This window comes from Spirosoma sp. (assembly GCF_048594605.1).
Taxonomy (GTDB): domain Bacteria; phylum Bacteroidota; class Bacteroidia; order Cytophagales; family Spirosomataceae; genus Spirosoma.
Window position 1 is genome coordinate 1 of sequence record NZ_JBMDWV010000149.1, and the last position, 22,983, is coordinate 22,983.

Genomic DNA, 22,983 nt, shown 5'->3' on the forward strand with positions numbered 1-22,983 from the left:
AGCGGAATGTCGTCAATAGCGGTTGCGACACCATTGACAAATAACCCGCCATGAGTTTGCTTGATGAGCCGCAGGCACTCTTTGATAATCGTGAGGTTGCGTAACCCCAGAAAATCCATCTTGATTACGCCCGCGTCCTCAATAACTTTTCCCTCATACTGCGTGATAATCAGGTTCGTATCTTTCGACGTAGAGACGGGTACGATGTTCGACAGATCGTCGGGCGCGATGATGATACCGGCTGCGTGAACCCCCGTGTTACGTACCGTTCCTTCCAGTCGACGCGCCTGTTGCAATACGTTCTGAACCTTCTCCGTATCGATCAGCTTCATGGTCCGCCCAACGGACTGATCGCCTGCTTCGAGAGCCCGCATACGTTTGACGTTTTCCACCTCGTCGGGCTGAATCACACCCGCCAAGCCGCCCGGTCCGTCAATCGGATCTTCGAAAATCCGACGGAGAGTCATGTTGTACGTTGGCTTATCGGGCACGAGTTTTGCCAGTGCGTTGGCGTCGGATAGAGGTAGATCCATTACCCGGCTTACGTCTTTAATGGCGGATTTAGCCGCCATCGTGCCATACGTAACGATAGCCGCCACCTGCTGCTTACCGTATTTATCCACTACGTAGTCGATCACCCGCTGACGACCTTCATCGTCAAAGTCGGTATCGATATCGGGCATCGATTTCCGGTCGGGATTCAGGAACCGCTCAAACAGCAGGTCATACTTAATGGGGTCAATATTGGTGATACCGATGCAATACGCTACCGCACTTCCGGCCGCACTTCCGCGACCAGGGCCTACCATCACACCCAGATCGCGCCCGGCTTTGATGAAGTCGGCCACGATAAGGAAGTAACCCGCGAAGCCCATTGTCTTGATCGTAAATAGTTCGAAATCAAGACGCTCCTGTGCTTTCTGGTCAATCTCGCCCCAACGCTCTTTGGCGCCGGTAAAGGTCAGGTGCTTAAGGTATTCCCACTGGTTCGCTACGTCGTCGGTATGAATCTGGAACTCCTGTGGGATTGGGAAATTGGGCAAGAGAATATCACGCTTGAGCTTCAGCACCTCAACCTTATCGACAATCTCATTGGTATTGTCGATGGCTTCGGGCAGGTCATAAAACAACGTACTCATCTCCTGCGTGTTCTTGAAATAGAACTGATCGGAGAAGAATGCAAAGCGGGTATTTTTGGGCATCACTTCCTCGTCGTTGAATTCCTTCATCGACGGCGTACTCTGTTTCTCGCCCGTGTTTACGCAAAGCAGAATATCGTGGGCTACCCAGTCGTCACGATCAACGTAGTGCGAATCGTTCGACGCAATGATTTTGACGTTGTATTTCCGGGCAAACTTCACCAGCACTTCATTCGCCTTGATCTGATCGGGAATTTCGTGGCGTTGAAGTTCAACGTAGTAATCTTCTCCAAAGCGATCGAGCCACCATTTGAACTCCGCTTCTCCCGCTTCTTCGCCTTTTTTGAGAATGGTTTTTGGAACAATGGCGCCAATACAGCACGTAGTGGCAATCAGTCCTTCTTTGTATTTATCGATCAGTTCCTTTGTCACCCGCGGATACTTACCGTACAGGCCCTCCATATAACCCAGCGAGCAGAGTTTTGCCAGGTTTTTATACCCCTGCGGATTCTTGGCCAGCAGCAACTGGTGATACCGGATGTCTTTCTGCTCTTTGGTAAATTGCTTCCGCGTATGGTCGTCCACCACGTAGAACTCGCAGCCCACAATCGGCTTGATGCCCTGCTTACTGGCTTCGGCTACGAACTCGAATACCCCGAACATATTACCGTGGTCCGTAATGGCAACGGCAGGCATGTTATCGGCTTTAGCCTTCTTGACGAGCTTCTTAATATCGGCCTGTCCGTCGAGCAGGGAGTATTGTGTGTGGCAGTGGAGGTGAGAGAATTGCATACGTCTTAACTGTCTGAACCAGGATTTTCCTGATAAAAATAATTTACAGGATGGCTGGCTCTTCTGTAAAAATAGAAAATCTTGAGAGGTTCAGAGCTATTGACACGTAGTGAAATTTGAAAAGATTTAGGTAAAGGGCTGAGGGTGAAAGTAATTAATCAGAAAGACGATAGCTTAAATTTATTTAGTCAAAACGTTCAGCTTAACTGGATATGTAGCAACGTTTCCATGAAAGAGTAGGAAAGGCCAATCAGTAAAGACACTCATCTTGCCTGTTTAACAGACAAAACCTTCGCCCGGAACGTAGTGACTATGAAAACAATAGTTTATACACTAATCTGTACGCTTATCGTCACCGCACAACTTGTCGCACAGAACGTAGCGAAAGCTTCGTTCCCGGATGGAAGTCCGATCAGTAGCTGGTTTACTACGTATCAAAAAGTGAGCCTTTCTCAGCTCGGCAAAATCTACGTGATTACGGATTTTGGCGCGAAGGCAGACAGTACGCTCGTGCAGACCGAAGCAATTCAGAAAGCTATTGATGCGGCTGCTCAAAAGGGTGGGGGCGTGGTGGTAATCCCGAAAGGTACGTTCATGAGCGGGGCGTTATTTTTCAAGCCGAAAACACATTTGCACGTAGCGGAAGGCGCCATGCTGAAAGGCTCCAACAACATTGCCGATTACCCGAAATTGCCGTCGCGGATGGAAGGGCAGAGTCTGGATTATTTTGCGGCTCTGGTCAATGCGTATCAGGTGGATGGCTTCACGATTTCGGGCAAAGGCACGATTGATGGCAACGGACTACGTTTCTGGGAAGCCTTCTGGCAACGACGCAAAGAAAATCCGAACTGTACGAATCTGGAAGTCTCGCGTCCCCGACTCGTGTTTATCTGGAAATGCAACAACGTACAGGTTCAGGACGTAAAACTGCACAATGCGGGTTTCTGGACGAGTCACTACTACCAGTGCCAGAACGTGAAAGTGCTGGATGCGCATATTTATTCGCCCTATAAGCCTGTAAAAGCGCCTAGCACCGATGCGATTGACATTGACGCCTGTTCCAACGTATTGATTAAAGGCTGTTATATGTCAGTAAATGATGATGCGATTGCGCTCAAAGGCGGTAAAGGTCCCTGGGCTGATCGTGTACCGAACAACGGCGCCAACACCAACATTATCATTGACAATTGTGAGTTTGGTTTTTGTCATTCGGCGCTTACGTGCGGCAGCGAAGCGATTCACAACCGAAACATTGTGATGCGCAATTGCCACGTAAGCGAGGCCGACCGGGTGTTATGGCTCAAAATGCGGCCCGATACGCCACAGCTTCACGAGTACATCCGGGTAGAAAATATTAAGGGTCAGGCGAATAGCCTTTTGTATGCAAAGCCCTGGACCCAATTCTTTGATTTACAGGGGCGTCAGGACGCGCCACTCTCGTACGCCAACCACGTAACACTCAAAAATATTGATATTACCTGCAATACGTTCTTCGACGTAGCGGTTTCGAAGCGCGACAAACTTTCCAATTTTACGTTCGAGAATTTTGCTGTGCAAAGCAAAAACGCGGCCATCGATAAGAATGTAGTAAGCGGATTTACCCTCAAAAACGTGAAGGTTAATAACAAAATCGTGGAATAACGGATTGCTACGTGTCAATTTTTCTTCTGACGTAAAAACACCATGAAAAATCGAATTATTCTCGTTGCCCTAATCTGCCTCATTACCTCGTTTAAACCCAAAGAACTGACCTGGGTGGCGCTTGGCGATTCGATTACGTATCTGAATGATCATCGGAACGAAACCGGAGACCGCATCACGAAAGGCTACATGACCCGCGTGACGGAGAAGCTGCCGAATATTCACTACGTTAATCAGGGGCATAATGGCTGGACAGCAGTACGTATCGCCGAACAGATTGATAAACTGGGGTTAACCAAAGCGGATGTCTATTCGGTTTTTCTGGGTACGAACGACTGGTGGGGCGGAAAGCCGCTGGGTCGTTTTGCCGATTATGAACAAAAAACCGGTACAGGTACGGTTTATGGCTCGTTTCGGTTGATTGTCGATAAACTACGTAGCCTGAATCCTGACGCAAAAATTCTGCTCATTACGCCCATGCAGCGTGTCGATTTTGTGTATCTGAATAATTTCAAAAACAACGCATTTGGGTCGTACAAACCGAAAAACGGGCAAAATCTCGAAGCCTTTGCCAATGCCATCGATTCAATTGGGCGCTACGAAAAGGTGCCGGTTGTGGATTTGTATCACCTGAAAAGTCTTGGTCATAAAAAGCTGGTGAAGTTCAAGCGGCTGAAAGATCCGCAGACCGGTACGTATACCAATTATCGCTATCCAAAGTTTATCGACGTGCCATTTAATCCCGAAACCGACGAGTATCCGTATCCGGTGGAGGCTATCGACCGGACGTACGACGGCCTGCATCCGTCCGATAAAGGGTATGAGCTGATTACGCGAAGGCTGCTGAAAATCATGAAAAAGTACTAACGGGCGCTTTCTAACCGAAACCGTGCAATCCAGCGATTTTGGGGGAAATGAAAAGATAAACAGGTTCAATATATTGAATAGCCGATCTGCTACGTTTGATAGATGATTTGTCAACCAAACAATTGTACAAATAAACTCATGGCTCATTCATATGTCGGTCGATCAATACGCAACCTGTTATTGAGCGTACTTGCTATCGCTTCGCTGACAACAGCCTGTAAAAAATCAGGAGGCACCGATGCGGAAATTGACCCCCGCGATCAATACGTAGGTACGTACGCTGGTACGTATCGGAATACCTTGTACATCGTTGCGGATATCTTCGGTGAGCCCCGCTCAGGAACGGCTACGGCGACGATCACGAAAGGATCAAATCCGAAAGAGATTTACATTGAACTGAAAACGGCGGGCGATCTTACCGGTGATCGGTCGATGAAAGTAACGGCTGAACTGGATGGTGTTAATTTTAAGGTAATTGATAAAAACACCGATGCAATACCAATCGGGAATCCAATTACCTCTGACTATACAGCATCGGGCGTATTTGATCCAAATTCAAAGCAATTTTCGTACGCATCAGTTGCCAATGCGCTACGTAACGGAGCGCAGTACAAACAGACTTATGAAGTTGTAGCGACAAAACAGTAACGGCGCACGTCCTTCGTAAAAGACGGTAGATTGGTTGACGAGAGTTCTTTCCTCTGCAATCAATCTACCGTCTTTTGTTTATGAAAACCCTGTTAACGCTTTGCTTGATTGCTACGTTACAGCTCGCGCAGGCTCAGGCGCCTAAGTCGGCAGCGTCGGGCGCCATCGTACCTACTCCCGAGCGAATAGCCTCGCTTTCGGCTGAAGAAAAAGCGGTTCTGGCCATAGAGAAGCAGCGGTTCGATGCACAGGTTAAGAAAGACTACGCTACGTTGGAACGCGTGCTGGCCGACGATTTGATTTATACGCACTCCAACGCCAATACCGACACGAAAAAATCATTCATCCAGTCGATTCGGGATGGCAAGTCGAGATACGACGCCGTCAAAATAGAACAGCAAAACGTACGGATTTATGGCCATACGGCGGTTATCAATGGTACGTGCATGATCAAGGCTATGAACAATGGTCAGTCGATCAACACGCACATAAAATACACCGATGTGTATGTACGGAATGGCAACCAGTGGCAACTGGTAGCCTGGCAATCGCTGAAACTGCCGAATTAGGTTTTTAGACAGGATTAACAGCCGGGCCGACGTTTCGGCTGTTAATCCTGTCGGAACTTAAACCTTCAGAAACTCGCGCAACTCCGTAGCATCCTGCGCGTTCATACGTCCGGCGAGGACCAGGCGAAGTTGCCGCCGACGTAGCGCACTGTCGTACCGTTCTTTTTCGGCGTCCGTTTCAGGAATCACAGCGGGTACTTCAATAGGACGTCCGCTCTGATCGACGGCGACAAAGGTGTAAAAGGCACTATTAGTACTAACCCGAACGCCCGCCGGAATATCCTCGGCCCAGACTTCAATAAACACCTCCATCGACGAACTGAACGCCCGGGTTACCTGCGCCTTCATCGTAACAATATTGCCCAGCCGGACGGGTTCGGCAAACGATACGTTATCCACGGATGCTGTGACGACTATACGGTTCGAATGTTTCTGGGCAGCAATAGCCGCGGCAATGTCCATAAAATGCAGAAGTCGGCCACCCATCAGATTGTTGAGCGTATTGGTATCGTTGGGAAGAACCATTTCGGTCATGATTGTTGCCGATTCCCGGGCGTATTTAGGCTGAGGCATTGGTTTGAACTGAACAGCGGGTTAATAGCTGGCGACTGTAAAGCAACCACCCAAAAACCAAACGGGCAAACCGTATCCTAAACTTTATGAAAAGTGTCCTGTCGGAGAGTCCGATAGATCGTTACGCTATGTTATTTCGTTTTAAATTTGTCTGATTGCTATAAAGAATAGGATAGAATCTATGGAGCGTCTGGTCAATTACTTTGAGCATATTCCGTCGTTGCACCGGAGTCTGATACTAGTGGGAGGTATTACGTTATTCTGGCTGATCGAAAGTGCCGTACCGTTATTCCAGTTTGCGAAAACCGCGTCTGGCTATCGAAAAATCAGTCATGCCGGAATCAATATTTTCTTTACGCTGACAACCATTGTCGTCAATTTCGCACTGGCTTTCATTCTGCTCAGAACCAGCAATTGGGTGGTTCAACACCAGGTCGGCCTATTGCAATGGATACAGTGGCCGCTCTGGGCGGAAGCGCTAATCGGGCTGCTTGGTCTGGATTTGATTGGGGCCTGGTTTCCGCACTGGGTGCAGCATAAGGTTACGTTTCTCTGGCGATTTCACATCATTCATCACAGCGATGCTTACGTCGATACAACCACCGCCAATCGTCATCATCCGGGCGAAAGCGTGATCCGTTTTGTGTTTACTACGTTGGCGGTACTAATCATGGGGTCACCTATGTGGTTGGTTTTCCTCTATCAGGCGTTGTCGGTACTGTTATCTCAGTTTAATCATGCCAATATTGAATTACCGCGCTGGGCCGATCGATTGCTGGGGTTATTTATCGTTACGCCGAACATGCATCATGTTCATCATCACTACGTACTGCCCGTGACGAATACGAATTATGGCAATATTTTCCCGTACTGGGACCGGTTGTTTGGTACGTATCACGAAATGGCTGGTAAAGACTTGCACTATGGTATCGATACCCACCCCGATCCGCACGAACATTCATACATTGGCAGCCTGCTGAAAATTCCGTTTCAACCATACCGTCCGCCGGTTGGCGAGCAGGCCACTAAAGAGAAATTAGGGCAGGCAGTAAAACAAGGACAGGTTTAAAAACGTATTAATTATCAACAGGTGGCTTTTTCATTATTTGGCAAATCGTTGGCAGCGAAATAATTTAGCCGCTTTCTTTTAGCAGGTATACTTAAACTACTTACGTTACTTTTTAACTAAATCGCTTATGCACCTCAATCACAACCTGGCCAACCGACGAACGCTGGCTTTACTATCTGCACTGCTTATTGCGTTGACGCTGACGTTTTCGGCCTGTAAAAATGATAATTCGACAACGCCCACTGTTCCAACGATTAAAGAGCAGATTGACGGTAATCCTAACTTTACGTTGCTTAAAGCGGCCCTTGCCAAATCGGGTCTGGACGTTACGTTAAACTCGGCGGGGAATTATACCTTACTGGCACCAACCGACGACGCATTTAGAGCGTTTGGTTTTGCCAATGCAACCGCCATTGATTTGGCTCCTATTGAGCTTATAAGAGCGGTTGTACAATATCACGTGCTGGGAACAAAGGTAGAATCGTCAGCTATTCCTGTGGCTTCAAATACACCTCAGCAAACGCAACTACTGTCGGCACCTGTGTACTTCACCAGACCTGTAGCCGTTACTACGTCTACCGGCTCTGTCACAACGGTGGCAGTGAATGGAGCGCGTATTCTGCTCGGCGATGTCGAGTCGAGCAACGGCGTTATTCACGCTATTGACCGAATTTTACTGCCTCCTCTGTACGGAAACATACCAAACACGATTGCTCAGATTCCAACTATTTATGCGCTATTGGCTCCGACTGCGGGTGTTTCGTTTAAGCTTCTTCAGCAGGTCGTTGCCAAGACCAGTTCCGTCAGTTCATTAACGGCAACGGGTCCATTGACCTTATTTGCGCCAACAGATAATGCGTTCCGGGCCGTTGGCTATGATTCAACCAAGATAGCGGCTACTCCGGCGGCCGATCTGACTAAGGTTCTAACGTATCATGTGGTGAACGGAAGAATCTACACGCCTACATTGACAAACGGCGCCAGTCTGACAACGGCATCGGGAGCCGTTACAGTAGGAACGAGCACAACCGCCGTAACGGTTACGGGCAAAAGTAATGGTGGCACAGCCTCGAATGTTATTGGACCGGACGTTACCACCAGTAATGGCGTAATTCATATTATTGACCGGCTACTGTTGCCATAATCGATTCAGAAATCAGTGTCAATTTCTTACAGCGGGCCGCCCCAAATCAGGACGGCCCGCTGATTTTCTTCCCTGCTGGAAAACTGTTTAAGCGGAATCAAAACCCTTATATCCCTGTTCTGTTTATACGAAAACGCTTTCGTATTTCGACGTAATTTGTCAGGCTCAAAACACGTGATTGTCCGTAAGACTTTCGACCTTTGGGCTTTGACCTGTGACCTTATCGAATGGCCCAACCACAAAAAAAACTGTTCCTGCTTGATGCGCTGGCCCTGGTTTACCGCGCTCATTTTGCCTTTAGCAAATCGCCCCGCATTTCGTCGCGGGGCATCAATACCTCGGCTGTCTTTGGCTTTATGAATGCCATGATCGAGGTTCTGACAAAGGAAAAACCCACTCATATCGGCGTTGCATTCGATTCGGCCAAAAAGACGTTTCGTCACGAGCAGTTTCCGCTGTATAAAGCGACCCGGCAATCGCAGCCCGAAGACATTAGCGTAGCAGTTCCTTACATCAAAAAGATTATCGAGGCCATGCACATTCCCATCCTTATTCTGGATGGCTATGAGGCCGACGATATCATTGGTACGATTGCGAAAAAAGCCGCTCTGGCTGATTTCGATGTGTATATGATGACCCCCGATAAAGACTACGGGCAGTTAGTGGAAGAGCATATTCACATCTACAAACCTGCCTTTATGGGCAAACCCGTCGAAAAACTGGGCGTAAAAGACGTGCTGGAACGCTGGCAGATCGAACGAATCGATCAGGTAACGGATATGCTTGGGCTGATGGGCGATTCGGTCGATAACATTCCGGGAATTCCGGGTGTAGGCGAAAAAACGGCACAGAAACTTATCGCTGATTTTGGGTCGGTCGAGAACCTCATTGCCCGCGCCGATGAACTGAAAGGAAAGCTGAAAGAGAACGTTGTCAATTTTGCGCAGCAGGGATTACTGTCGAAGCAACTGGCAACCATTCACTTAGACGTGCCGGTACCGTTTGATGAAAACCTGTTACGTCATACGGAATATGACAAACCGAGGCTATCCGCTCTGTTGGACGAACTGGAATTCCGGCAGATGAAAACCCGTCTGCTGGGCACTGACTTCGACGAAAAGCCGCTGCCCGACACGTTCAAAAAGTCGGAATCTGCTCAGATGAACCTGTTCGACTCGCCCGGTGGTAATGCGCCAGCCTTCATGCCGTTTCCGAATATGAGCGCGGTGAATCCGTCAGGAGCTGACGATCTGCCATTTGATTTTGATTCGGCTGATACGCCCGCGTCTGTACCTCAGCACAAGCCAGCCAAAAGCAAAAAAACACCTGTTCGGGTACCGGCAGCCTCTGCCGCAGAAGCGACGCCCACTAACGTAACGAATACAATTACGGCAGATGATCAGCTAGTTACCGAACAACCCGAATCACCCGACGGCGGGGCTCCGGCTTATCTGGACGTTTATCCTGATTACGAGATTGACGAAAACCAGCCCGAACGCCGGAAAACAATTTTGTCGGTCAAGCACGATTACCGGCTGGTCGATACGCCCGAACTGCGTGCGAGTCTGGTTCATTACATGAGCCTTCAGGAAAGTATCTGCTTCGACTCCGAAACAACGGCTATTGACCCCGTTGAAGCCGATTTGGTTGGTATGTCGTTCTCATACCGGAAGGGCGAAGCGTTCTATGTACCAGTACCGGCGGATCGGGAAGAAGCACAGGCCATTGTCGATCAGTTTAAGCCTGTTTTCGAGAATCCGAACATCGGCAAAATTGGCCAGAATTTGAAGTACGACCTGCTGATGCTGAAAAAGTACGGCGTGGAGGTGCAGGGTAAGTTGTTCGATACAATGATTGCCCACTACCTCATTGAGCCAGAAATGCGCCACAATATGGACATGATGGCAATGACGTATCTCAACTACAGCCCGGTTGAAATCGAATCGCTCATTGGTAAGAAAGGCAAAGGTCAGCTGACCATGCGCGATGTCGATGTGCAGAAAGTGGTTGAATACGCAGGCGAAGACGCCGACGTTACGTTGCAACTCAAAGAAACGTTTGCCCCCCGACTCGAAAAAGATAACCTGCATAAACTCTTCGATCAGGTCGAAATGCCACTCGTGCGTGTGTTAACCGACCTCGAACTGGAAGGTGTTGCGATCGATACCAACGCTCTGGCCGATCTTTCGGCTACGTTGGATGCGGATATGCGGCAGGTTCAGCAGGAAATTTTCAGCATCGCGGGCGAATCGTTCAATATTGGATCCCCTAAACAACTGGGTGAAATTCTGTTCGAAAAACTTAAGCTCGACAAAAACGCCAAGAAGACAAAAACGGGCCAGTACGCTACGGGTGAAGAGATTTTATCGAAGCTGGAAGCCGAGCACGAAATCGCCCGAAAAATTCTGGATTACCGCGAATTGATCAAGCTGAAAAATACTTACGTCGACGTATTGCCGACGCTGATCAGCAAACGTACTGGTCGGATTCATACCTCGTTTAATCAGGCGGTTGCGGCAACGGGTCGACTGTCGTCGGTTAATCCAAACCTGCAAAACATTCCGATACGTACTCCGCGTGGCCAGGAAATTCGAAAAGCGTTTGTGCCGCGCGGGCCAGAATTTCTGATTATGTCGGCCGATTATTCGCAGATCGAACTACGTATCATGGCCGCTTTTAGTGGGGATCAGACGATGCTCGACGCGTTCAATAACAACGTCGACATTCACACCCAAACAGCCAGCAAGGTGTTTCACGTACCGATCAGCGAAGTGACAAGCGACATGCGTCGGAAAGCGAAAACGATCAACTTTGGTATCATTTACGGTATTTCGTCGTTCGGGCTGGCGCAACGACTGAAGATTCCCCGTAAAGAAGCCTCCCAGATTATCGACGATTATTTTGCCGAGTTTCCAGCCGTAAAAGGGTTTATTGACCAAAGTATTGAAAAGGCCCGGGGCTTTGGCTATGCCGAAACGATTCTGGGGCGTCGTCGGTATTTGCGCGACATCAACTCACGTAACCAGACCGACCGGATGTTTGCCGAACGTAACGCCGTGAACGCGCCGATTCAGGGAAGTGCCGCCGACATGCTCAAGATTGCCATGATCCGTATCCACGAGTTCATGCAGCGGGAGCAACTGAAATCAAAGATGATTCTGACCGTTCATGATGAACTGGTGTTTGATGCGCACCGCGACGAAATTGACTTGCTCACTACGAATGTCGCCGACATCATGAGAAACGCCATCCCGATGGCTGTGCAGATGGAAACAGGCATCGGTACCGGCGAAAACTGGCTGCTGGCGCACTAATTTATAGTATTTTATCGCTAGAAATATATGGGTTCGGCGTAGTCATTTGGCTACGCCGTTTTTGTTGCCTGATGTTTGATTGAATAAATATCCAGTTGGCAATTTGCAAGATTAAGAATATAACCGACTGATTATTAATAGATAGATTGGTAATACCTTCTGAGACTACGCCAAACCTCCTATCTTGCGCGCGTATTCGACATTCTCTTTCGCATGCAACTAACAACTACCCTCCGTTTAACTACCTTACTGATCGGCTTTTGCTGGATAACTAATTCCGTTACGTTCGCCCAGACCAAAGCCGAAAAAATCGATGCATTTGTTCGTCAATACGTAGCGAACCGTCAGTTTAACGGCGCGATTTTAGTGGCTGATAAAGGCAAAGTAATTCTGAAGAAAGGCTACGGAATGGCTAACATGGAATGGAATATTCCCAATACGGCCAGTACTAAATTCCGGCTGGGGTCCATCACCAAGCAGTTTACGTCCATGCTCATCATGCAACTGGTGGAGCAGGGAAAACTTAAGTTAGCCGGAAAAATAACCGACTACCTGCCGGATTATCCGAAAGCGACAGGCAGTAAAATCACGATACATCATCTGCTCACGCATACTTCCGGCATACCAAGCTATACCAGTTTTCCGAAATTTTTTGAAACCATGAGTCGGGACCCCTACACGCCCGATGCATTCGTGAAGAAGTTCTCCGGTTTGCCGCTGGAGTTTGAACCCGGTTCGAAATTTGAATACGACAACTCCGGCTATTTTCTATTGGGTGTGATCATTGAAAAAGCAACCGGAAAATCGTACGCCGACGCATTAAAAGAAATGATTCTCGATCCGTTGGAGATGAAAGACACAGGGTATGACTTGGCGGGACCGATTATTTCCAAACGGGCATCAGGCTATGAGAAACGTAGCGAAGGGTATGTCAACGCGCCGTATCTGGATATGACTATTCCATACGCAGCGGGCTCATTATACTCTACCGTGGAAGATTTAAACCGTTGGGATCAGGCATTGTATACGGATAAACTGCTGGCCGACACTACGTTGAAAGCCACCATGTATACACCTTATCTGAATCATTACGCTTACGGATGGGGCGTGGAAACTATTAAAGTTGGTCAACTGAAAGACAGCCTCTTACTAATTGAGCACAGCGGAGGAATTAATGGTTTCAATACGTTAATAAGCCGAATTCCGCAAGATAAGCGATTGGTTGTGCTGCTGAATAATACAGGCGGAGCGCCACTCAGCGCTATGCGGAAAAGTATTCTTAATATTCTGTATAATCAGCCGGTCGAACCGTCTAAAAAGTCGATTGCAGAGCTGCTACGTAAGTCCGTTCTGGCAGAGTCTGCGGATGTGTCGAAGCAGAAATTCAAGATCTGGCGGGGTGGGAAAGCCTATAACCTGGACGAAGACGAGATGAACAGCGTAGGCTATGAGCTCATGCGCGACGGCAAACTGAACGAAGCTTTAACCGTTTTTACACTCAATGCCGAATCGTTTCCGAATTCCTTCAATGTTTATGATAGTCGGGGAGAAGCTTATATGGCGCTGGGAAACAAACCCGCTGCGATTCAGGATTATAAGAAATCGGTCGAGATAAATCCTCAGAGTGCCAACGGTTACGCTAAATTGAAGGAATTGGGCGCGGCCGTCGAAATGCCTAAGAACGTAGCGGTTGCGCCGGATGGAGCTACGTTGCAGGCTTATGTAGGGACGTATCAGTTGGCTCCTTCTTTTTCGATTGTTATTACACGCGATGGTGATCAATTGTATGGACAAGCCACTAACCAGCCGCGATTTGAGCTTTATCCCGAGTCGAAGAATAAGTTTTTTCTTAAAGTAGTCGATGCACAGATTACGTTTGTCAATAATGGCAAAGGCGAAGTAGAGCAACTGATTCTACATCAAAATGGGAAGGATATGCCGGGTAAGCGCGTTGCCGATTCGCTTAATTCAGCACGCTGATACGTTATTCCTGAGGTGAAAACTTCCTTCAATTGGATCAGCAAACTAATTAATTAGAACATTCGTAGAAATAGGAACAAATTTGCACTTTTTTTATTTGCCTGATAGTATAGCACACGTTTTGCGCGTGCTGTTATGAGTTTTCTAAGTTGATAACTCGTGCGCTGTCAGAAAATAGTACGCTGCAAATGAAAAAAGAATTGTTACCTCTCGCCATTGGAGGATTCGGTATTGGCATGACAGAGTTTGTCATAATGGGCGTTCTGCCTGATATCGCTACTACACTGCACATCTCGATTCCGGTGGCTGGTCACCTGATTGCTTCCTACGCGCTTGGTGTTGTTTTGGGGGCTCCGCTCCTGGTCGGAATCGCGGGCAATTATCCGCCCAAGAAAATTCTGCTTGGTCTGATGGGGCTGTTTACGGTCTTTAATGTGCTCTCAGCCTTCGCACCTACCTACGAAATTATGATGCTAACCCGGTTATTGTCGGGCTTGCCTCACGGTGCATTTTTTGGTGTAGGAGCGGTCGTAGCCAGTCGGTTAGCGGGTAAGGGAAAGGAAGCTCAGGCCATTTCGATGATGTTTGCCGGACTTACCGTAGCCAACATTATCGGTGTGCCGCTGGGTACGTATATTGGCCATAATCTTAGCTGGCGGATAACCTTTGTAATTATTGCGCTTGTTGGGCTGATTACCATGTTTTGCATTCAGAAACTGCTCCCGGTACTGCCGGTGGTAGGGGAGTCCAATCTGCGTAAAGACCTGAAGTTATTTACACGGGCAGAACCCTGGCTAATCCTGGGCATTACGGCTATTGGTACGGGCGGTCTATTCGCCTGGTTCAGTTATATCGCACCGTTGTTAACCGAAGTGGCGCATTTCAGCAGTGATCAGATTACCTGGATTCTGGTGCTGGCAGGAGTTGGGATGGCTGTTGGTAATCTGATTTCCGGACGTACTGCCGATTTGATTTCGCCCGTTAAAGCAACGGCTTTATTCCTGCTACTGATGGCTGTCTGCTTGATGACGGTCTACTTCGTTGCCCCTTTCAAAGTGCCGCTTCTGGTGATGACATTCATTACGGGTGCTGTTGCTTTCTCACTGGGTGCGCCAATTCAGATTTTGATGATTCGGGCCGCAAATGGTTCCGAAATGCTGGCTTCGTCGGTTAGTCAGGCTGGATTTAACATCGGGAACGCATTAGGCGCTTATCTGGGCGGTTTGCCAATTGCTGCTGGGTTGGGGTACGCGTCTCCTGAATGGGTAGGGGCTGCACTCGCCTTTTCGGGCTTTTTACTCGCCGTCGTGATTTACTTCCGACAGAAGAACGTAACAGCTACGGTAGAACAAATAGCAGAAGAAGATTTGACTCACTACGAATTAGCAGCTGGTCATTAAGCAAGCCGGTCAAACAAAATTTTCATGAGTTCACTAACGGATTCCGTACCTTGCGGAATCCGTTTTTTTGTCCTAAACCGCTCATTTATGAATCTCCTGATCATTCTGGTTGTCCTGGCGATTATCGTCATTTATCTGTCCGTTGTTATCGTACAGCAAGGTACCGTAGCGGTCATCACGATTTTTGGTAAATATGCCCGCGTCATGGGGCCGGGGCTGAACTTCAAAATTCCGTTTGTCGAAGTTATTTACCGTCGCATTTCGATTCAGAACCGCTCGGTCGAACTGGCGTTCCAGGCCATTACGGCCGACCAGGCTAATGTGAATTTCAAAGCTATGCTCGTCTATTCGGTGCTGAATCAGCAGGAAGAAACGATTAAGAACGTAGCGTTTAAATTTATCGATGAAGCTTCGTTTATGCAGGCGCTGATACGTACCATCGAAGGGTCGATCCGGAGTTTTGTGGCGACCAAACGGCAGTCGGAAATTCTGGGGTTACGTTCCGAAATTATCGAGCACGTAAAATCGCAGATCGACGGTCTGCTCGAAAGCTGGGGCTATCATCTTATTGATCTTCAGCTCAATGACATTGCTTTCGACGAAGTGATTATGCGCTCGATGGCGCAGGTCGTGGCGTCGTCCAATCTGCGGGCTGCTGCCGAAAACGAAGGACAGGCACTTCTGATCACCAAAACCAAAGCCGCCGAAGCCGAAGGAAACGCCATTCAAATATCGGCTGAGGCCGAAAAAACGGCGTCCCAACTACGTGGTCAGGGCGTAGCGTTGTTCCGCGAAGAAGTGGCGAAGGGTATGGCCGAATCCGCCAAAGTAATGAACGAAGCCAATCTGGATGCGTCGCTGATTCTATTCTCAATCTGGACCGAAGCGATCAAGCATGTTGCTGAAAATGGGAAAGGTAATGTCATTTTCCTGGACGGCTCAACCGAAGGCATGGAAAAAACCATGAAACAACTGCTTGCCGTTGAAAAAATGAACAAAATTCCTGAAGTAGCCGCCGTTGCTACGCCTAATCCATATCCGCGCAAATCTTGATTGCTTGTGCTTACTTGCTGAAAAACCACGCCAGATTGACCAGTACAAAACAAAGGATCATCAGCGCACTACGTTTGTAAAACGCCCGAACCATGGTCGCCCGAAACGTTTCAAGCTGCTCAGGCGAATACGTAGCGTCGCGGTTCTGAATGGCCTGATTGATTGGTATGTTTTCGCGGATAGCTGTTCGGATGTCGAGTATCATCAGCAAAAAAGCGGCTCCTGCCAGCCAGAACGACCACGACTGCCATCGACTAATCATCAGCAGCAACGTAGCGAACAGCGATAGAAGCATTAGCGGACCAAAAATCTTCATTCGTTGCCCCATGTAACCGTCCAGAAGTCGCCAGAAGGGAACCAGGTGTTGCGTAGGTAAGCGCTCCAGCGTACTCAGGAAACTTATAAAATTAAAGAAGCCAATTCCACCGTAAAATCCAGTCAGAGTCGAGCTGACAAAGAGAGCAATCTGTACAGACGTAGTCATGGCATTAGTTCTTGGGTTGAGACGTAGTGTTGGGGGATTTCTTTTCCAGGAAAGGGTCTGCGTGTCGATGTAACAGTTTCCAGCCGCTGGCTTCTTTTCGGTAGATCTGCGTCACCCGTAACGCTTCTACAGTAGGCTTTTCCTGATTGATCAGAAGATATTCGCTCCGTTCAATGGTTACGGTATAAGCCAGGTTCCCGCTTACGATTTTGCCGACATACTCAAACCGTTTTTTTGCACCGCTCGCCTTGAACCGCGATGAAGCCCAGTCGTAGCGGGAATCTACTTCTTTCCATCCTTTTTCATACCCGCCAAATCCACCAAGAATGGTTGCTTCATCACTCTGTGCACAAAGCTGTTTCCAAAGCACAGGGTTGCCATTAATAAAATTGATGTTGGCCTGTTCCAGCGTCTGTAAAAATGTATTAAAACTGGTGTCTTTTGGGACAGCTTGAGTCGTTGGCCGCTGTCCGTAACTGGTTTGACCAGCCAGAAGAGCAAGCGGGAAAACCAGCAGAGAAATAAATTTCAGTGTTTTCACGATAGATGGTAAGGAATTGTCGTACCGACCAGCGTGGACGGTACGACAAGTTAATTATTTCCAAACCAGGAACCAGTAGCTACGTTACGTAGCGAATTTAGTGAACGGCGCCGGCCTGTTGGAACCGGCAAATTGATAACCGCCAAATACTGTAATTCAATAACGTAGCTTCATCGTAATTCAGAGCCGTTCCTGTAATTTCTGTACTGAATTAGAAAAAGAATTACTATCATTGTGATATTATTTTGATAGCATCTTTTTACTTAATCATTTACGAAAATGCAGGAAAAAAAGCTTGCGTCCGTTTCGGGCTATGTGTTCCTACTGATTGGGCTGGCGTGTTTTGGGGTGGCGGCCTTTCTCCTCGTAAGAAACTACGGTTTCTTGTTTCCTTCTCTGCTGTCTGTATCCGGGGTTTTCATTCTCAAAGGGATTCTCGTTATTTACCCGAATGAAGGCATAGCTGCTACGTTCTTTGGCGATTACGTGGGTACAATTAAAGAAACGGGCCTGCGTTGGGTAAACCCGCTGTACGACAAAACAAAAATTAGTCTGCGCGCCCGGAACCTGAATGGTCAGCAACTGAAAGTAAACGATAAGATGGGAAACCCCATTGAAATCGCAGCGGTTGTTGTCTGGCAGGTTTCTGATACGGCCCGCGCTCTGTTCGACGTTGATAACTATTCTAATTTCGTTCAGATTCAATCCGAAGCGGCTGTGCGCTTTCTGGCTAGCTCACACGCTTACGATAACATGGAAGACGAGCATGAAATTGTTACGTTACGGGATAATACGGGTCAGATCAACGCGTTTCTGGAACAGGAATTAAACGAGCGGCTGGGGCAGGCCGGTGTGCACGTAATGGAAGCCCGAATCAGCCACCTTGCCTATGCCCCTGAAATAGCCGGAGCGATGTTGCAGCGTCAGCAAGCTACAGCCGTGGTGTCGGCCCGTAAACAGATTGTTGAAGGCGCAGTGGGTATGGTCGAAATGGCGCTGGCTCGCCTGGCCGAAAAAGACGTCGTGCAGTTAGACGAAGAACGTAAAGCTGCAATGGTCAGCAATCTGCTGGTTGTGTTATGCGGTGAAAAATCCGTCAACCCCGTCGTTAATGCAGGAACGTTATATACTTAAAAGCAGGAAACGAAGCAGGCTAAAAGGGTAATTTATTTCTCCTTTAGCCTGTTTTGTTTCCCTCCTTTTTCTATGGCTACAGAAAAAAAGGCGTTTGTATTACGGATTCAGCCCGAAATGCTGAAAGAACTGGAGCGTTGGGCGCAGGAGGAATTTCGGAGCGTGAACGGACAAATTGAATTCCTGCTTAACGATGCGTTACGTAAGCGCCGGAAACATAGTGCAGATACGTTGCCTGCCAAAACATCATCTCAGAAAGATATGCTGTCAGATGATCAATTGGGAGCACTTTCATAACTTTTGGCTGATGCTGTTCTGGCATCCTGCTGAACCAGGAAATTATAATGATCGACCAGAACCAATTGACCCGCCAGTACCCGACTGTTGATATTATGAGTTTGTACGTAGCGCTGTAAGGGCTGGTCATAAGCCGCCATCAAACGCTCATACACTTCCGTATAGAAGCGAGCCATAGGTAGCAATCGTCCAGCATCATGAACGTAGTAATCGAAGTGGTCGGTGTTCTGGGCCATAGCAGGCTGATCGGTGTAATTGGAAGGATGGCCGAACGCGCGTTTAAATAAACCACGACGCTGTTTCAGACGCCGTACTACAGATAATGGGCCATCCATACACACTTCAAAAAAGGCGTGATGTAGTGTATTTTCAGTAGCGGAGGCTGGCAGTGAGAGGAAGTTTCGGTACGTGTGCTGGTTGTAATCGAACCAGCCGAATTGCAGAACCTGATCCGCTGACAGCGTACTCATCCGGCCACTGGTTTGGCGAATCATCACCATCTCGGCCAGCCAGTTATACGCTATTTCCCCTTCAAGCTGGTTTTTATCATTTAGAATGATTTTTCCTGTATGCCAGCTCACTTTAGGATAATGAGCATGTGTGGATAAAGTGCAAAAAAATGAAAAAAATGTAATGATGGTCAAGTTGAGAAAAGTTTTCATAGAGATTGATCATAAAAAGAGTAATAGAATTTTTCGACGACTGTATATTCTTTATTGACTCGATAGCGGTAGTCGTACGTAGCAATTTATGGAATAGGTAAATACCTTATTCTCAGATAAAAAATTGTCCTATTTGTCTTTTTTTGACTATCTGTAGATCGGATAGAACCGATGCAGGAAAAAACAGGAATGATCTATTTTTCTATTTTTATCGTTAAATTAAGTGTCGCCTAAACATTTATTTTACGGTACGCAGCGAATGAATATTTTTTGAGTCGTATTGGCATAGTACAAAAAAATACGCCCTAACTGGGCGTATTTTCGGTTACTGAATATGTAAATCGATAAATTTATACGGTCGAAGCTGCGACGAATTGTCCGATTAATCGTACGCCTTCCAGCGTAAGTGACGGAACGATATCAACAAAGACGTTACGTAGTGAAGGAATACGACCTGATAGTCCGCCTGTTGCCACGGCAATGCAGTCGCCATTCAGCTCCGATTTGATACGTTCCAGCAGTGAACGTACTAATCCTTCATAGCCCAGTATTATACCGGCCTGGATGGCGTGTGTAGTGCTGGTCCCGAGGGCAGAGGCTGGCACTTCGATGGGTACCTCCGGGAGTTGGGCCGTATTGGCAAATAAAGACCGAATGGCTGTTCTGAGGCCAGGGGCAATGGCGACCCCTACAATTTTTCCGTCGCCTGATACAGTGGTAAAAGTCAGCGCTGTGCCAAAATCGACCACAACGCAATTACGTTGGTAGCGCGTGTAAGCCGCCAGCGCATTCGCGACCAGGTCGGCCCCTATCTCGTGAGGACGTATAATTTCGATTGGTAATAAAGGGTAAATGCCTGGCCCAACCACAATGGGTGCATATCCGAATAACTCAGCCAGCATGGCCCGCATGGTAGGAGTCAGACCCGGTACAACACTGCTCAAAACGGTCGTCTTTATGGCGCTCAGGGGAATGCTGGCTTCAAGCAGCCATAAGCGCAAACGGCTCTCATACGATTCGGCTGTTTCCTCGCGCTGAGCGGGTGTACGCCATATATGCTGCCAGGAAGTTTGGTCATAAAGCCCGAAAACGGCATCGGTATTGCCAATATCAACAATTATCTGCACAGGAACTAAAGGCGTTTGTCAGGGCGAAATAAGGAGAAAAATGCCAGATTCCCGCGTTACCGTATTTATCTGCAAATAAGCCCGAGCTAAAGAACTGCTTTCCGGGGCTGTGTAGTCATGAAATCCTTGAGATAGAAGGGTTCGAAGGAAACCATATTTTCAAATTGACCGTCTAGAAAAGCTGCTGTAGCCAGTTTCCCGATTGTACGGGCAGAAGGTATTACGTTCATCTCCGGAAAAATAGCGTTGGCATGCTTGTCAATTAAGGGTTTACATTTCCCGGCGCCGTCACCAAAGAAGACAACCGGCCCCTGCGCCAGCCAATCCTGAAAAGACGTATCATCAATAATTTGTGCTGACGTAGGTTGTATTTCATGGCCCGTGGTATCGTAAAGCGCGCAGTAGACCTCCATTCGTCGGGCATCAATCATCGGACAAAGTTTGTATCCTGCCGGAAAGCACGCCCGAATCTGTTCAGCCATTGCTGCTAACGTATTGATCGCTATGAGTGGCTTATCCAGGGCAAAACACAAACCTTTCGCTGTCGAAACGCTGATCCGTAAACCTGTATAGGAGCCAGGACCTTTAGCGACGGCAATAGCATCCAGCTCATTTAATTCGTGCCCAGCCTGATGGAGCACATCGTGAATGAGCGTCGTAAGCATGGCTGCTGAAGTACGTTCCGTAAACAATTCGTAGCAGCCTGCTAAAGCGTCGTCTTTGTGTAGCGCAACCGAACAGGCCGCCGTCGACGTATCAATGGAAAGAAGAAGCATACGTAGTAATGATCGATGACGAACACATAATGGCGAATGACCAGCCACTACGTATCCGTCATCGGTCAGAATTCATCATTTACTTTTCAAAATCGAACTGTACTTACCCATATCTTTAAAAAGATCGAGGGCTGCTTTCAACTCAGGGTCTGTTGCGAAGGAAGCTTCCTTCAGACCCTTTTGTAGGTAGTAATTTCCGGCAATCTCCTGTTCCAGAAGCGTTTTGATCTCCGGCTTGAACGTATTTAAATCCGCATCTTTGCTATGCGACATTTTGGTCTTGAGCGACTTCAGCTGATCCTGAATCTGATCGAAATATTTTTCTTTTTTTGCGGATGCTTCCAACGTACCTAAGTCTTTCTCAACCTGAGTTGTGTAGTCATACTCTTTGTCGTTGAGCCATTTTGCAAACTCCTGGTATTCAGCATCAGTCAGGCGGAATTCACGAGCAGGTTTAATGGTTGGATGATCATGACGGTATTTTACGGCATAATCAAAAATCAGCCCTTTGTTTGTCAGGCTTAGCGCAATAGGGGTTGGTGTTTGCGGGTCAATTACTACGTCGGGCAGAACGCCACCACCATCGTATACCACTCGGCCAGCCTTTGTTTTAAACGCTGTTTTCAATGAATCAGGAATTTTGCCAACGCTACCGTCCGGGTTTCGGTGGCTGTAATCGATGGCCTGAATGCACCGTCCGCTCGGAATGTAATACTTAGCCGTCGTGATCTTCAATTTAGTGTTGAACGACAGTTCGCGTGTGGTTTGTACAAGTCCTTTGCCGTACGTGCGCTGGCCAATCAGAACACCCCGGTCGTAATCCTGAATCACCCCCGAAACTATTTCGGCGGCTGAAGCGCTATGGCTATTCGTCAGCACGACAATCGGAATTTCGAGATCAACAGGAGGATTTAGCGCTGTGTAGGTTTTATTCCATTCGGTTACCTTGCCTTTCGTCGTCACAACTTCCGAATCTTTTGGAATGAAAAGATTACAAATGTCGATGGCCATATTCAGCAGACCGCCCGGATTTTCGCGGACATCAAGGATGAGTTTCTTCATGCCTTTGCCCTTCAACTCCTGCAGTGCCGTTCGCACCTCGCGCGATGCCGTAGACGTAAAATCCTTCAGATCAATATATCCTACATCTTCAGAAATCATCCCGTAGTACGGGACGTTGGTCATTTTTACGACGTCCCGTACTACGCTGAGTTCAACCGGATCTTTCTGACCGTATCGCTGAACCGTCAGTTTCACGGCCGTATTGTTCTGGCCCTTTAATAACTTGCCGGGATCAGCCTCCTTTAAAGTCTTCAGCGAAACCCCATCAATTTTTACAACCTCGTCGCCAATGTGAAGCCCTGATTTTTCGGCGGGGGTGCCTTCATAAACCATTAGCACAATGCTCTTGCCCTGCCGCTGACCAATGAGCGCGCCAATCCCATTATAACGTCCGGTGGTCATGGTCATATAATCCTCGATTTCGTCCTCCGCAAAGAAGTTTGTGTACGGATCAAGGGCTTTCAGCATGGCATCAATGCTGGTTTTGACCATCCGGTTCGGGTTTATTTCATCGACGTAGTACAGGTTCAGTTCCTTGAACAATGTAGCGTAGATATCAAGGTTGCGAGCGATCTCAAAAAAGCGATCGTCATTTTTAAACGAAAAGAAGCCAATGCCACCCGCCACAAGGGCCGACGAGGCTAGCAGAGTAAGACGTTTTGAGAAGCGCATAGATTGAGGAAATAGTCGTCAGTTAATAAGCGATAGCCA

Annotated in this window: 20 protein-coding genes; 12 read left to right on the forward strand and 8 right to left on the reverse strand. The window is 47.9% G+C overall.

What is annotated here, in order from left to right; all coding sequences use genetic code 11:
• Positions 1–1,931: DNA polymerase III subunit alpha (gene dnaE / locus ACOJS8_RS09545; protein ID WP_420148308.1), on the reverse strand; the 1,931-nt coding region annotated here is incomplete at its 3' end.
• 312 nt (positions 1,932–2,243) lie between these two features.
• Between dnaE and ACOJS8_RS09550 the strand changes: the two genes are divergently transcribed.
• The 4 genes from ACOJS8_RS09550 to ACOJS8_RS09565 all read left to right on the forward strand — a co-directional run bounded on the left by ACOJS8_RS09550 (position 2,244) and on the right by ACOJS8_RS09565 (position 5,656).
• On the forward strand, positions 2,244–3,572 hold the full coding sequence (locus ACOJS8_RS09550; RefSeq protein ID WP_420148309.1) for a rhamnogalacturonidase: 1,329 nt from the start codon (positions 2,244–2,246) through the stop codon (positions 3,570–3,572).
• A gap of 42 nt (positions 3,573–3,614) precedes the next feature.
• Positions 3,615–4,439 carry an SGNH/GDSL hydrolase family protein gene (locus ACOJS8_RS09555; RefSeq protein WP_420148310.1) on the forward strand — a complete coding sequence of 275 codons (825 nt, stop codon included), beginning with the start codon at positions 3,615–3,617 and terminating at the stop codon, positions 4,437–4,439.
• A gap of 138 nt (positions 4,440–4,577) precedes the next feature.
• Positions 4,578–5,087: a hypothetical protein gene (locus tag ACOJS8_RS09560; protein ID WP_420148311.1), complete on the forward strand. Its 510-nt coding sequence runs from the start codon at positions 4,578–4,580 to the stop codon at positions 5,085–5,087.
• Between the two features lie 80 nt (positions 5,088–5,167).
• Entirely contained in the window at positions 5,168–5,656 is a 489-nt protein-coding gene (locus ACOJS8_RS09565) for a nuclear transport factor 2 family protein (protein WP_420148312.1), read from the forward strand.
• A gap of 57 nt (positions 5,657–5,713) precedes the next feature.
• Here the strand turns inward: ACOJS8_RS09565 and ACOJS8_RS09570 are convergent, their stop codons facing one another.
• Entirely contained in the window at positions 5,714–6,229 is a 516-nt protein-coding gene (locus ACOJS8_RS09570) for an acyl-CoA thioesterase (RefSeq protein ID WP_420148313.1), read from the reverse strand.
• Between the two features lie 181 nt (positions 6,230–6,410).
• On the opposite strand from ACOJS8_RS09570, the gene ACOJS8_RS09575 reads away from it, so the two are divergent.
• The 6 genes from ACOJS8_RS09575 to ACOJS8_RS09600 all read left to right on the forward strand — a co-directional run bounded on the left by ACOJS8_RS09575 (position 6,411) and on the right by ACOJS8_RS09600 (position 16,189).
• Positions 6,411–7,298 carry a sterol desaturase family protein gene (locus ACOJS8_RS09575; protein WP_420148314.1) on the forward strand — a complete coding sequence of 296 codons (888 nt, stop codon included), beginning with the start codon at positions 6,411–6,413 and terminating at the stop codon, positions 7,296–7,298.
• A 127-nt stretch (positions 7,299–7,425) separates the two neighbouring features.
• On the forward strand, positions 7,426–8,442 hold the full coding sequence (locus tag ACOJS8_RS09580; protein ID WP_420148315.1) for a fasciclin domain-containing protein: 1,017 nt from the start codon (positions 7,426–7,428) through the stop codon (positions 8,440–8,442).
• Between the two features lie 227 nt (positions 8,443–8,669).
• Positions 8,670–11,756 carry a DNA polymerase I gene (polA, locus tag ACOJS8_RS09585; RefSeq protein WP_420148316.1) on the forward strand — a complete coding sequence of 1,029 codons (3,087 nt, stop codon included), beginning with the start codon at positions 8,670–8,672 and terminating at the stop codon, positions 11,754–11,756.
• Positions 11,757–11,969: 213 nt separating this feature from the next.
• On the forward strand, positions 11,970–13,736 hold the full coding sequence (locus ACOJS8_RS09590) for a serine hydrolase (RefSeq protein ID WP_420148317.1): 1,767 nt from the start codon (positions 11,970–11,972) through the stop codon (positions 13,734–13,736).
• A gap of 188 nt (positions 13,737–13,924) precedes the next feature.
• The gene (locus tag ACOJS8_RS09595) at positions 13,925–15,136 is read left to right on the forward strand and encodes an MFS transporter (protein WP_420148318.1); all 1,212 of its coding nucleotides are present in this window, start codon (positions 13,925–13,927) and stop codon (positions 15,134–15,136) included.
• An 87-nt stretch (positions 15,137–15,223) separates the two neighbouring features.
• A complete protein-coding gene (locus ACOJS8_RS09600) occupies positions 15,224–16,189 on the forward strand; it encodes an SPFH domain-containing protein (protein WP_420148319.1) in 966 nt (321 codons plus the stop codon).
• A gap of 10 nt (positions 16,190–16,199) precedes the next feature.
• On the opposite strand, the gene ACOJS8_RS09605 is transcribed toward ACOJS8_RS09600, so the two are convergent.
• Together ACOJS8_RS09605 and ACOJS8_RS09610 are read right to left on the reverse strand one after the other, a co-directional pair.
• Positions 16,200–16,673 carry a hypothetical protein gene (locus ACOJS8_RS09605; protein WP_420148320.1) on the reverse strand — a complete coding sequence of 158 codons (474 nt, stop codon included), beginning with the start codon at positions 16,671–16,673 and terminating at the stop codon, positions 16,200–16,202.
• A gap of 4 nt (positions 16,674–16,677) precedes the next feature.
• A complete protein-coding gene (locus tag ACOJS8_RS09610; protein ID WP_420148321.1) occupies positions 16,678–17,214 on the reverse strand; it encodes a hypothetical protein in 537 nt (178 codons plus the stop codon).
• 279 nt (positions 17,215–17,493) lie between these two features.
• On the opposite strand from ACOJS8_RS09610, the gene ACOJS8_RS09615 reads away from it, so the two are divergent.
• Together ACOJS8_RS09615 and ACOJS8_RS09620 are read left to right on the forward strand one after the other, a co-directional pair.
• Positions 17,494–18,348, forward strand: a complete 855-nt coding sequence (locus tag ACOJS8_RS09615) for an SPFH domain-containing protein (protein WP_420148322.1) — start codon at positions 17,494–17,496, stop codon at positions 18,346–18,348.
• Between the two features lie 72 nt (positions 18,349–18,420).
• Complete coding sequence (locus ACOJS8_RS09620) at positions 18,421–18,645, forward strand: ribbon-helix-helix domain-containing protein (protein ID WP_420148323.1); 225 nt, start codon at positions 18,421–18,423, stop codon at positions 18,643–18,645.
• Here the strand turns inward: ACOJS8_RS09620 and ACOJS8_RS09625 are convergent.
• From ACOJS8_RS09625 to ACOJS8_RS09640, 4 genes are all read right to left on the reverse strand, one after another.
• The gene (locus ACOJS8_RS09625; RefSeq protein ID WP_420148324.1) at positions 18,624–19,307 is read right to left on the reverse strand and encodes a hypothetical protein; all 684 of its coding nucleotides are present in this window, start codon (positions 19,305–19,307) and stop codon (positions 18,624–18,626) included. The genes ACOJS8_RS09620 and ACOJS8_RS09625 overlap by 22 nt on opposite strands.
• 350 nt (positions 19,308–19,657) lie before the next feature.
• Complete coding sequence (locus tag ACOJS8_RS09630) at positions 19,658–20,434, reverse strand: type III pantothenate kinase (protein WP_420148325.1); 777 nt, start codon at positions 20,432–20,434, stop codon at positions 19,658–19,660.
• Positions 20,435–20,520: 86 nt separating this feature from the next.
• A complete protein-coding gene (gene tsaB / locus ACOJS8_RS09635; protein WP_420148326.1) occupies positions 20,521–21,210 on the reverse strand; it encodes a tRNA (adenosine(37)-N6)-threonylcarbamoyltransferase complex dimerization subunit type 1 TsaB in 690 nt (229 codons plus the stop codon).
• Positions 21,211–21,285: 75 nt separating this feature from the next.
• Positions 21,286–22,944 carry a S41 family peptidase gene (locus ACOJS8_RS09640; RefSeq protein ID WP_420148327.1) on the reverse strand — a complete coding sequence of 553 codons (1,659 nt, stop codon included), beginning with the start codon at positions 22,942–22,944 and terminating at the stop codon, positions 21,286–21,288.
• Positions 22,945–22,983: the final 39 nt, after the last annotated feature.